The 11,726-nt window shown below is 76.6% G+C and carries 7 protein-coding genes and 1 pseudogene; 3 read left to right on the top strand and 5 right to left on the bottom strand.

The features are described 5' to 3' along the window. Window positions 1-49: 49 nt before the first annotated feature. Entirely contained in the window at window positions 50-526 is a 477-nt protein-coding gene (locus tag ABD946_RS22980; RefSeq protein WP_345286523.1) for a hypothetical protein, read from the bottom strand. Window positions 527-1,146: 620 nt separating this feature from the next. Here ABD946_RS22980 and ABD946_RS22975 point away from each other — a divergent pair. Further along, entirely contained in the window at window positions 1,147-1,350 is a 204-nt protein-coding gene (locus ABD946_RS22975; protein ID WP_345286521.1) for a hypothetical protein, read from the top strand. 373 nt (window positions 1,351-1,723) lie between these two features. Here ABD946_RS22975 and ABD946_RS22970 read toward each other — a convergent pair whose 3' ends face one another. From ABD946_RS22970 to ABD946_RS22960, 3 genes and pseudogenes are all read right to left on the bottom strand, one after another. Further along, on the bottom strand, window positions 1,724-2,332 hold the full coding sequence (locus ABD946_RS22970; RefSeq protein WP_345286519.1) for an ATP-binding cassette domain-containing protein: 609 nt from the start codon (window positions 2,330-2,332) through the stop codon (window positions 1,724-1,726). A 174-nt stretch (window positions 2,333-2,506) separates the two neighbouring features. Next, window positions 2,507-3,334: pseudogene (locus ABD946_RS22965) on the bottom strand (NUDIX hydrolase). A gap of 102 nt (window positions 3,335-3,436) precedes the next feature. Next, window positions 3,437-5,500 carry a glycogen debranching N-terminal domain-containing protein gene (locus tag ABD946_RS22960; protein WP_345286517.1) on the bottom strand — a complete coding sequence of 688 codons (2,064 nt, stop codon included), beginning with the start codon at window positions 5,498-5,500 and terminating at the stop codon, window positions 3,437-3,439. Window positions 5,501-6,838: 1,338 nt separating this feature from the next. Between ABD946_RS22960 and ABD946_RS22955 the strand changes: the two genes are divergently transcribed. Then, window positions 6,839-8,152 (top strand): alpha/beta fold hydrolase, encoded by a 1,314-nt coding sequence (locus ABD946_RS22955; RefSeq protein WP_345286515.1) that lies wholly within the window; start codon window positions 6,839-6,841, stop codon window positions 8,150-8,152. Window positions 8,153-8,718: 566 nt separating this feature from the next. Here ABD946_RS22955 and ABD946_RS22950 read toward each other — a convergent pair. Continuing rightward, on the bottom strand, window positions 8,719-10,137 hold the full coding sequence (locus tag ABD946_RS22950; RefSeq protein ID WP_345286513.1) for a DUF4192 domain-containing protein: 1,419 nt from the start codon (window positions 10,135-10,137) through the stop codon (window positions 8,719-8,721). A gap of 29 nt (window positions 10,138-10,166) precedes the next feature. On the opposite strand from ABD946_RS22950, the gene ABD946_RS22945 reads away from it, so the two are divergent. Continuing rightward, window positions 10,167-11,672 (top strand): recombinase family protein, encoded by a 1,506-nt coding sequence (locus tag ABD946_RS22945; RefSeq protein WP_345286512.1) that lies wholly within the window; start codon window positions 10,167-10,169, stop codon window positions 11,670-11,672. The last annotated feature ends 54 nt before the right edge of the window (window positions 11,673-11,726 follow it).

The following is an 11,726-nucleotide window of genomic DNA, read 5'->3' as shown; positions in this document are numbered from 1 at the left end:
CGACTCGGCGCGCTCCGGCTCGGAGCACTCCGAGTCAGAGCGCGACGAGTCAGAGCGCTCGACGGCGGAGTTGGGCGAGGACCGCGCGACCAGGAGCAGGGCGAGCGGACGCCAGCACGGCCGCGACGAAGGCACCGTCCAGGGCCGGTGCCGCCCCCAACCGCTGCGGGTCGACACCCCGGACCAGGTCCAGGCCGTACTGGAACGGGAGGAGCTCCGCGGGCCTGGGCCGGCCAGCCCCGGCCCGCTGCGGCGCAGCAGCAGGGCGAGCGCCGGTTCGAGCAGAGCGGGCACCGCGCACAGCACCAGCAGGCCCGCCGCCGCCGCTCCGGAGCAGCGAGGTCAGCAGCAGGCCGGCCCAGCCGGCCAGCACCGTCAGGCCGGCGAAGAGCGCGAGCGGACGGAGCAGGTCGCCGAAGGCCGCTGCGGACGGGTCGGTGAGCGTGCCCGCCTGTGCGCCCGGGGCGACGGCGAGCACCAGCGCCGCGTTCACGGCGACGGTGACGGCGGCGAGCAGCAGTGCCACCGGCCCCGGTGACGGCCAGCTTCGCGGTGAGCAGCCCGAGCCGCCGGCCGAGGGCGACCGGCCGGCCACCAGGCCGGGGTGGCGCACCTCGTGCCCGTAGGAGAGGGCGCCGAGGGGCGCCCGCGCCGAGGGCGGCGATCGGGAGCGGCAGCAGCGGGACCACGGCCGTCAGGCAGCGGACGGCCGCGGCCGCACCGAGCGGCCCGGCGGGCAGTTGGCGCGCCAGCACGGCGGCCACGGCGGCGTCGACCAGCAGGACGGCGGCCAGGATCAGCCAGGTGGAGCGGAGGCCGCGCAGGGCGGCGCAGCTCGTAGGCCAGTACGCGCACGGTCACTCGCTCCGGGGCTCGGGGGCGTTCGGGTGGGGGGCGGTGGAGTTGCCGGGGTCTCCGGGCTTCCGGGGGTCGTGGGATCGGCGGGCGTGGCGAGAGGGGTGGGAGCGGCCGCGGGGGCGGGGCGGTGACGAAGCCGGGGGCGGAACCGGGGAGTTCGTCGCGGAAGAGCTGACGGCCGCTCAGGGTGATGGCGCGAGGGGCCGTACCCGCCTCGTCCGGGCCCGGCGGCCGGGTGTCGCCGGGGGCCGTGGCGTACGGCTCGGCCTGGGTGGGTGCCGGGACGGGGTGCACCCCGGGAGCGATGGGGCGGCCGAGCAGGACGGCGGTCTGTTCCTCGGGCTGCTCGGTGCGTGCTGCGGACCGTGCGCCGACGGCACCGACGCCACCGACGCCACCGACGCCACCGACGGCCAAGGTTGCGAGGGCAGCGGGCACCGGGGCCTCGGCCTCGGTCTCAGCCGTCGGGTGGGCCGGAGCCGGGAGGTGTGACGGACGGCGGTGCCGGGGCCGGGCCCGTCGACTGAGGGTGCGGCAGCGGGGACCGGGACGGGCTGGACGTGACCGGATCGGCCGGAGGCGGCGGGGAGCACCGGGGTGCGGGACGGGCTGCTCGACCACTCGGTCGGCGAGCTCGTGGAGCAGGATGCCGTGGCGGTAGGCGAGTTCGCCGACCTCGGTCCGGGTCAGACCGCTCACGGCGAGGCCGGTGCCGCCGTCGCGGCGGACCTGGTGGCCCTGCTCGGTCAGCAGGTCGGCCAGACCGGGCCATCTGCGGGCCGCGGACCGAGACCTCCGGGTGCAGCCGGGTGGCGGCGGAACTCGGTGACCGACTGGTCGGCCACCAGGCGGCCTGATCTGAGCGTCACACAAACCGGTCGGCCAGGTCGGCGGCCTCCTGAGGGGTGCGGGTGGTGACCAGGACGGTGCCTCCGGAGACGCCGAACGAGCGCAGGAAGGAGTGGAACCACTCGATGTTGCGCGGGGAGAGGCCCTCGGTCGGCCCGTCCAGCAGCAGGGTGCCGGGCGAACCGAGCAGGGCCGCGGCGAGGGCGAGGCGGCGGTGCATGCCGGGCGAGAAGGAGCGCAGACGGTGGCCGGCGACACCGGCCAGCCTGGTCTGCTCCAGGAGTTCGTCGGCCCGCGAGGCCGGCACGCCTGCGGCGGCGGCCAGCATCCGCAGGTGAGCGCGGGCCCGCATGCCCGGGTGGCCACTGCCGTGCCCGCCCTCGGGCAGCAGGACGCCGACCTCGCGCTCGGGGTGGCGGAGCCTGCGGTACGTCCGGCCGTTGAAGAGCGTGACGCCCAGGCCGCGCTCCAGCTCGACCATCAGCCGGAGCGCCGTGGTCTTGCCGGCCCCCTCGGCGCCGAGCAGGGCGGTGACCAGCCCCGGGCGGGCGTCGAAGGTGAGGTCGAGCAGGGCCGGGGGGCGACCTCGGCGGTGGACCTTGGTCAGTCCGGTGATCTGGATCATCGCTGCCTGCTCCTGTCTCGGCCGACCGGGCAGCGGAGCTCTTGCGCCCCGCTGGAGCACAGTAGGGCGAGCAGGCAGTGAAATCGGGCATTACGGACGCGGAGCGGACGGCGTGGCCGCCCACCTCACTCGATCAGGGGACAGTCGCCCCTGGGGAGTCGCGGTGGAGGCGGCTCAGGACTCCGGGCGGAGCATCGGCGGGTTGAGGACCGTGGCACCGCCGGCCTTGAAGAGCTGCGCGGGACGGCCGCCCTGACGGGTCGTCGTGCCACCGGTGGGCAGCAGGAAGCCCGGGGTGCCGGTGACCTTCCGGTGGAAGTTCCGGGGGTCGAGGACCACGCCCCAGACCGCCTCGTAGACCTGGCGGAGCTCGCCGACGGTGAACTCCGGCGGGCAGAAGGCGGTGGCCAGCGAGGAGTACTCGATCTTCGAGCGGGGCCCGCTCCACGCCGTCGGCGAGGATCTTCCCGTGGTCGAAGGCGAGCGGCACCCCCTCCGCCGGGGTGGGGCCGAGCAGGTCGCCGACCGGCGCCCAACGGGCACCGCTGGCGTCGCCGCCGGGGCGGGGCGTGGGCAGGTCGGGGGCCAGGGCGAGGTGGGCCACGCTGACCACCCGCATGCGGGGGTCGCGCTGCGGGTGCCCGTAGGTCGCGAGCTGCTCCAGGTGGGCCCCCGACCGTGCTGGGACCCTGGCCGGGGGCGGAGAGGGCGCGCAGGCCGGTCTCCTCGGCCAGCTCGCGGGAGGCCGCCTCGGCCAGGCCCTCGTCCAGGCGGACGAAGCCACCGGGCAGTGCCCAGTAGCCCTGGAACGGTGGCTCGCCCCGGCGGACGAGCAGGGCACAGAGCGCGTGCTCCCTGACCGTCAGCACCACCAGGTCGACCGTGACAGCGAACGGGGGGAAGGCCGACGGGTCATAGCGAGACATGGCGACGATCATAGTCGTCTCTCTGACGATAAGCACAGGGCCCGGACGGGCGTCCATCAGATCCTGCTCCGTCCACGGAGCGCCCGGGCCGGAAGGCGCCGGAGGACGCTCCCGGCCGCCCCGGGGGACGGGTCCTGGACGAGGTCCGGGGCGGCGTCGGCGAGGCGCCGCCCCGGGCTCAGCGGGTGCCGAGCTGGAGCGTCGGGGAGGCCTCCTCCACGACCGCGACGCCGATCCGGCTGATCCGCACCGAGAAGGGCTCCCCGGCCACCCGCAGGCCGCCGAGCTCCAGCTCTCCCAGCGGGGCGGTGCTGGCCGGGCGGACGGTGACCCGGCCGGACGGGACGTCGGGTCGGACCCCGGCCAGGCCCGCGACCAGGTGCACGGCCGCAGCGGAGGAGAGCGCCGCCGGGCGGCAGGCGGAGGGGTGCGGCACCGGCGGGCACCCGGCGACCCGCTGCTCCCCCGCGTACATCTCGGGCAGCCGGCCCTCGAACTGGGCGGAGGCGTCGAGCAGGCCCTCCAGCAGTATCCCGGCCTCCCGCTCGAACCCGGCCTCGGTGAGGCCGACCACCGCGAGCGCCGTCTCGTGCACCCGGACCGCGCCGCTGCGGTGCCCGAGCGGGTTGAACCGGGGCGATCTGGCACTGAGCGTCCGCAGGCCCCAGCCGCAGTCGAACTCCGGGGTGACCAGGCGCTGGGCCAGCACCCTGGTCTGCTCCCGGTCGAGCAGGCCCTCGTGCCGGTCGCCCTCGGCGGCCAGACCGAGGTCCAGCAGGTGGACGAAGGAGGAGGCCACGGCGGGCAGCGGCCGGTCGGGGGCGAGCAGGGCCGCCGCCGGGCGGCCGCCCGACAGGTCGTCGATCCAGAACTGCTCGCGGAAACGCTCCCGCAGCCCGGCCGCCCAGGAGCGCCACTCGGCGGCGCCGGGACGTCCGAAGGCCTCCAGCAGTTCGGCCCCGTGCAGCGCCGCCCGGTGGGCCTGGGCCTGCACCTCGCAGCGGGCGGGCACCGGTCTGGCCGCGCGCTCCTCGGCCGACCGGCCCAGGTCGGTCACGAATCCGACCGGGCCCGGCAGGGCACCGTCGGTCTCCGGCCCACCGGGGACCCCCGCACCGCCGGCGGTTCCCCCGAACGGGAGACCGGCCGACCGGCCGTCGCCTGACGCGCCGTCCGGCCCTGCCGTGGCGGGGGCGTCGGTGACGTTGCTCCGCAGCGCGGCCAGCGCCCGCTCGGCCGCGGGCAGCAGCTCGGCCACCTCCTGGCGGGGCAGGCCCCAACGCCACGCCTCCGCCAGCACGGTGACGAAGAGCAGGGTGGCCTCGGTCGCGGTGCAGGAGGGCGGCAGCTCGGGGCCGCCGTGCCGGAGCGGGCCGGGGACCACCCCGGCCTGCGGACCGGTGGTCGCCTGACGGCGGGCCAGCGCGCGGAGCGTTCCGGCCGCGAGCCGGGTGCCGAGCGGCAGGGTGAGCCGGGCCGCCCAGAGCGCGTCGGCGGCGGTCAGCCCGAACCGCCAGGGCGCCCCGGAGACGGCGTACAGGTCGGTGGGCCGGTCGGCGTCGGCGATCAGCAGCCCGCCGAGGGCGTCCAGGGAGCGCGCCACCAGCGGGGCCGTGCGGGTGTCGTCGCAGCGGACCTCGGGCTCCGACCAGGGCAGCGGCACCCCGGGGCCACGGCCCGTGGGCGGGCGCGGGCCGGTCTGGGCGGAGGTCTCCAGCGTGGTGCTGAGCTCGACCGACCAACGGGCGCCCGGCTGCACCTCCAAGTCCCAGCGGAGCACACCCGCTCCGGCCAGGACGGCGTGCGGCGAGGGACGGGCCGCCACGGAGGCGCTGTGCTGCGGACCGGCCCAGCGCAGGCCGGCCGACTGGACCTGCCCCGGCAGGTCCGCCAGGCGCTGGCCCGCGGAGATCTCGGCGAGCTGGCCGAGGTCGGTGCCGAGGGTGATCTCCAGCGGTATCCGGGCCGGCCTGCTGCCCGTGTTCCGCACCGTCACGGTCTCGACGCCGTTGGCGTGGCGGAGCCGTTCGACCGTCAGGGCCGGGTCCGGATCCGGGTCACCGGGCACCCGGACGGCGCCGACGAAGCGCGCCTCCGCGGCCGAGGTCAGCGTGCCCTGGAGCGGCAGCGGCTCCATCCCGCCGAGGCGCAGCTCCATCCGGGCGAGCGTGCGGACGCCCGAACGGTAGAAGCCGTGCAGCGCCTGGCCGCGGAGCTGACCGTCCAGGCCGGAGAGCGCCATCGCCGGGGCACTGACGCAGAGGACGGTGGCGTGCGTGGCGGGCGGCTGCGGGCGGAAGGGGCCGGATGCGCGCGGCGCCCCGACCGCCCCCGGCGCCGGGACCTGTGTCCCGCCGGGCGGCGTGTGTGACGACCCGACAGGGCCGCCTGGGTTGCCGGGGCCGCCGAGGAATCCGCCGGGGGCCGCGCCCGGGGCCCCCGGGGCGCCGGGCGGGGTGTGCGGGAGCCCGGAGGCGGGGGCACCGGGCCCCGTGCCGGGCATCGGGGCGGTCTGGTGCTCGGGGTGGGGCCGGGGCCTCGACGGGGCGTCAGCGGGCGCGCCGGAGGCGGTCGGTGGCCCCCACGGGGCGACGGCGGGAGGTGCGGTCCTCGGTGCGCCCGGGAAGGGAGCGGCAGCGGCCGGCGGAGTTGCGCCGGGGGCGCGCGGAGGCAGGTCGTGCCCCCCTGATGGCGGAGCGAAGGACGGAGCGGTCGGACCCGCACCGAACCGGTCGGCACTCGACCGCCCGTCGCCGGACGGCCCGTCACCGGACGGCCCGGCCGCCGCGGTGGCGTACGAGGGTGCCGTCGCCTCGGCCCCGGCGGGAGTCGGTACCGGGACGGGAGCTGACGGTGCGGCAGACCCGACGGTGGGCGGTGCGTCCCGCAGCGGCCTCGGGTCGTTCACCTGGCTCTCCTTCTTCGACCGGGCGACGGCGGTGCTGCCGGTCGGCCGGATATGTCCTCGATCACGATCTGGTGCTGCTTGCTCGTGCCGTCGGGCGGGCGGCCCGTCGGCAGGTCGGCCGGAGCCGGGGGCGGTCGGGTGCGGCGCTCCCCCGCGCCGGACCCCGCTCCGGGCGCCCGAGCCGTGAGGTCCGGCCGGATGCCACGGCGGCGGTGCGGACGGGCACGGGGCCGGCCTGGCCACCCGGAGCGGCGCCCGTCGTCGCTCCGGCCGTCGTCGCGGGGGCGGGACGCCCGGTGACGTTGCCACCCGGCGAGGACGTGCTCCGGAGGCGGCCGTCCCGGACGGCCACGACACCGACCGCACGGCGCTGGCCGGGACCGGCGGTCGCGGGCACCGCCCAGCAGATTGAACGCACCGCCCCTCCCCCAGGTCACGCCGTACCGGTCCGTGGACAGGTCTTCCCTGGTCGGCCGCTGCCCGCACGCCCCCCGGTCGTGCGGACGGTGACGGCGCCCCGCGCGGTGTCGGCGCGGCTCGCGCCGACCGGTCCGCCGCCCGGTCACTCCCTGCCCGCGTCAGGATACGGTGCGGGGGCAACGGCGGGTGCACCGGGAACACCGTGGGCGCCCGCCGCCGCACGTCTGTGACCAGCACGTACCGAGGAGTTGTATGTCCACCCGCAACAGGCTGCCCGGGACCGTCACCACCGACCACGTCTTCCAGCTCCCGCTCGACCATCAGGCGCCCGAGGGAGAGCAGATCGAGGTGTACGCCCGCGAGGTGGTCGCCTCGGGCCGCGAGCACGACGAGCTTCCCTGGCTGCTCTTCCTCCAGGGAGGGCCGGGCGGCAAGGCCAACCGCCCGATCGGCCGGGACGGCTGGGTCGACCGCGCGCTGGACGACTACCGGGTGCTGCTGCTCGACCAGCGCGGCACCGGCCGGTCCACCCCCGCCACCCGCCAGACCCTGGCTCGACGCGGCGGCCCCCGCGAGCAGGCCGACTACCTGACCCTCTTCCGGGCCGACTCGATCGTCCGGGACGCGGAGCTGATCCGCCGTCAGCTGCTCGGCGAAGCCGGCCGGTGGAGCCTGCTGGGGCAGAGCTACGGCGGCTTCTGCATCCTCACCTACCTCTCGATCGCCCCCGAGGGCCTGCGCGAGGCCTTCGTGACCGGAGGACTGGCCGGGCTGCGCAGTTCCGCCGAGGACGTCTACCGGGCGGCCTACCCCCGGACCGCCCGGAAGAACAGGGCCTACTACGCGCGCTACCCGCAGGACGTGGCGGCGGTGCGGCGGATCGCCGCCCACCTGGTCGAGCGGCCGGCCGAGCTGCCGGACGGTGGGCTGCTCACCGTGCAGGCCTTCCAGGGCCTCGGGATGCTGCTGGGCAGCGGCAGCGGCGCGCACGTGCTGCACTACCTGCTGGAAGAGGCCTGGGTGGAGGGTGCGGAGGGGCCGGTGCTCTCGGACACCTTCCTGGCCGGGGTGCAGTCCCACCTCTCCTTCGCGCAGGGGCCGCTCTACGCGGTCATGCACGAGTCGATCTACGGGCAGCGTTCCGTGGACGCCGGTGGGACCGAGTGGGCGGCGGAGCGGGTGCGCAAGGAGTTCCCCGAGTTCGACGCCGAGGCTGCGCTGAGTGCGGGTGAGGCCGTGTTCTTCACCGGGGAGATGATCTACCCCGCGCTGTTCGAGACCGATCCGGCGCTGCGGCCGCTGCGGGAGACCGCGCGGCTTCTCGCCGAGCGCACGGACTGGCCCGACCTCTACGACCCGTCCCGGCTGGCGGCCAATCAGGTGCCGGTGCTGGCGGCCGTCTACCACGACGACATGTACGTGGACACCGCCGACTCGCTGGCCACGGCGGACGCGGTGGCCGGGGCCCGGGTCTGGGTCACCAACGAGTGGGAGCACGACGGCCTCCGGGTGAGCGGCGGCGCGGTGCTCGACCGGCTGATCAAGATGGCGCGCGGGGAGGTCTAGCCGCCGCAGTGCGCCCCAGCTCGGCGTCCGGGGCGCCCGGCACGGCGGCCACGGAGCCGCACCGGGCGGGTTGGCCCCGGTCGTCGAGGGGTGGTCCGGCGCCGTGGGCCGCCGTACGGCCGGGCCGTGGCGCCAGTGCCCGTGCCCGGCCGGAGCGGACCGGACCCGGCCGGCCCGGCCGCTCCGCTGATGCTCCGTCATGCGGAGCGCCCCGACCGGCGGGCGCGGGCCGTCGGCTCCGGCTGGTGGTGGCCGGCCGCCCCGTCACCAGGCACCAGGGGTGGCACCGGAGCCGCACCCAGGCTCCGGCCCCCCGTTCCGGCGGCCCTTGCGGCGTGCGGTGCGCGGCGGTTGACGGGGCGTCCGGCTGGCTCCGGGCGGCTCTTCCCCCGGCTCCGGTGCCGTGGCCGCACCGCCCTGCCGACCGGCGCGGCCGCGGGGACCGCCTCTGGTCCGGCCCCGGCTCCGCCCGCCGGCCGCGGGCGGGGGCGGGGGCGCTCCGGGGCCACCGCTCTTCCGGCCGCCCCCGTCCGCCGGCCCCGCGCAGTCGGCCGGGGGCGGCCCGCTCACCGCGCGGCTCGGACGGATCGTCGGGGCCGGACACGCCGTGGCCGGCCCACGGCTCCGCGTCCTCCCCGGGGGACGGTGCCCTGCGGTCCGCCGGCGCGGAGGCCGCCGGACCGCCTCCGGCACGCGCCCCCCGGCCCCGCTCCCGCGCTCGGCCCTGCCCCGGCCCTCGGGCCGCGCACCCCGTAGAGCCCCAGCCCGTCGCCGGCCGGGCGCTGGAGCCCGGCCAGCTGCTGCCGGGCCAGGCGCTCCCGGCGGACCCGGTCGAGCAGCTCCCCGGGATGGAGACCGCCGTTCAGCGATTCGTAGAGCAACTGGGCCAGCGTGTACGCCTGGTCGAGGTCGAGCACCCTGGCCAGCACCACCCTGGCCGTGGCGGTGTCTCCGGCCAGCCAGGACGTCCAGGCCAGCAGGGTGAGCGGCGGGGCCGCGTAGTGCTCGAACGGCGGGACGCAGCGGCGGGCGAGGTAGCGCCACAGGCGCTGGGCCGGGACCAGCTCGTCCGGCTCGGCGTACTCGGCGCCCCGGTCCCGGGCCAGCTTGTCCTGGAGGCCGACCAGCAGGCGGGCCGTCCTGGCCGGGTCGAGCTCGCGGGCTCCGGCGCCGAAGTCGGCCAGTGCCTCGGCCAGCAGCCCGGCGGTGCGCTCCAGGACCGCGAACCGGCCCCCGGGCCCCGCGAGTTCGCCGATCAGCTCGGGCCCGGCCAGCTCCAGGGCCTCCCTCTGCGCGTCATCGCCAGGCGGGCCGATCGGGGCGAGGCCGGCGGCGATCGCCTTGCGGCTGCCCCGCGGCGCCACGCCCGCGTAGGCGGCCGCCGCCGCGATGGGGCTGGGCAGCCGGATGGACCGGATCACCACGCCGGCCGGATCGCAGCAGCCCGCCTCACCGCAGAGGAAGGACCACCACCTCCCGTCCGAGACGCACAGGGACTCCTTCACCACGACCCCCACGGCGCGGAACTCCTGTGCCAGCTGCTCGGCCAGCGGCCGCAGCAGTGCCACCACCCCCGGGCCGGCCACCGGCTCCGCCGACGGCCCGTCAGGAGGGCCCGGCTCCGTCGGCCCCTCGGCTCCGGGCGGCCAGACCCGGTCGAAGCCGGGTGCACCCCGGGATAGCACCAGCGGGAGCGGCCCCGGGGCGGTCGGCGGTGCGGGGTCCGGCGGCGGTGCGGCGCCGGGCGGGTCCGCGGCGTCCCGGCAGAGGTAGAGGAGCACCTGCTCGGGCCGCCTGTCCCGCTGCTCGGAGAGCCCGACCAGCAGCCGGGCGGTGTCGGCGGCGACCGTCGGCCACGTCGCCGGGTCGGCCGGGATGTCGAGCCGGATGACGCCGCCCTGCTGGAGGGCCGGCCCCTGGAGACCGACCGCGACGATGCTGTCGTCGGGGAAGAAGCCGAGGAGGTAGGGGAGCATCTCGGCCATGCCGGACGGCTCAGAGTGCACACCTCCAGATGGCGGCCCCGGCCGCCCGGACTCAAGGTGTGATCATGGGCAGTCTTCGGACCCTGGGCGCGAAGCGCCTGTCACGGCGAACGGACGAGACCACGTCCCCCGAGCGCCAGGCAGCCGCCATCGAGCGAGCGGCCCCGGGCCCGATCATCGGGTGGGCGAACGATATCGACGTGTCGGCCACCAAGACGGCCCCGTTCGATCGGGAGGAGCTGGGGGCGTGGCTGGCCCAGCCTGACGAGTACGACGCCATTGTGTGGCAGCGCCTGGACCGCGCGGTCCGGTCCATGGCGGACATGGCCGACCTGGGCCGGTGGGCCAAGCAGCACGGCAAGCGGCTGATCTTCGCCGAGGGACCGGGCGGGGCTCGGATGGAGCTGGACATGTCTTCCAGCCTCTCCGAGCTGATCATGATGATTCTGGCCTTCGCCGCTCAGATGGAAGCCCAGTCGATCAGTGAGCGCGTGCTCTCCTCCCGCTCAGAGCTGCGCCGGGTCGGCCGCTGGCACGGAGGGGTGCCCCACTACGGCTACACCCCCGCCAAGAACCCGGACGGCGAGGGCTGGGTTCTGGTCCAGAACCCCAAGACTGCCGCCGTGGTGCGCCGGGTGGTGGAGGAGCTGACGGCGGGCACCCTGCCGGGGACCGTGGCCGAGCGCCTGAATGAGGACGGAGTCCCGCCCCGGGGCAAGGCGGTCCGGTGGACGCCTCCGGCCGTCCGGCGGTTGGTGAGCCCGACGCTGCGCGGCTACGTGATCCACAAGGACGCCGTCCAGTACGCCGCCGATGGAACCCCCAGGATGTTCACGGCGGAGCCGATCATCTCGGATGACGAGTGGCGGGCGCTGCGGGCGGTGCTGGACCTACGGGCGAACAAGGGCACGGACACCCGCCGCCGGGTGGACTCCCCTGCTCTGGTCGGTGTGGTCTGCTGCGGGACCTGCAAGCGGTTCATGACGGCCTCGCAGAGCGGCCGGAAGGACGGCCGGAAGCTCCGGACCTACCGATGCCCGTCCGGGCGCTACAGCGGCGAGCCTTGCCCCTCTCCGGCCACGGTGACGGCGGCCCCGGTGGAGGCGTTCGCCGCGCGTGAGTTCCTGGCCCGGGTTGGGTTCGCGCGGGTGGTCGAGGTTCACATGGTCGGCGGGGTGGATCACCGGGCCGAGATCATCGACATGGAAGCCCAGATCCGGGACCTTGCCCCCCGGCTGGCCCAGCTCCGGGGAGTGGCCGCCGACGCCGTGGCTCAGCAGTTGGATGCCATGGAGCGCCGGTTGGAGTCCTTCCAGGCTCAGCCGGTCGTGGCCCCGGAGCGGGTGGAGGTGGACACCGGCCGGACCTTCGCCGACGACTGGAAACGCCACCGAGGACGGGGAGCGGCACAGCGTGTTGCTCCGGCAGATGGGTGCGCGGGTCGAGGTAGGTCCCGGCCGCCGGGGCGCTCGGGACGTGGAGTCGCGCCTGTCCTTCCGGCTCGGCGAGCTGGACCACGAGATCATCCACGCTGAGATCATGGCGTTTCGAGATGGAGCACAACCCCGTAGGAGTGCTCTCTACGGGCC

This window comes from Kitasatospora albolonga (assembly GCF_039535905.1).
Lineage (GTDB): Bacteria > Actinomycetota > Actinomycetes > Streptomycetales > Streptomycetaceae > Kitasatospora > Kitasatospora albolonga.
The sequence above is the reverse complement of the archived record's forward strand: the minus strand, read 5'-3'. Positions and strand labels throughout refer to the sequence as shown.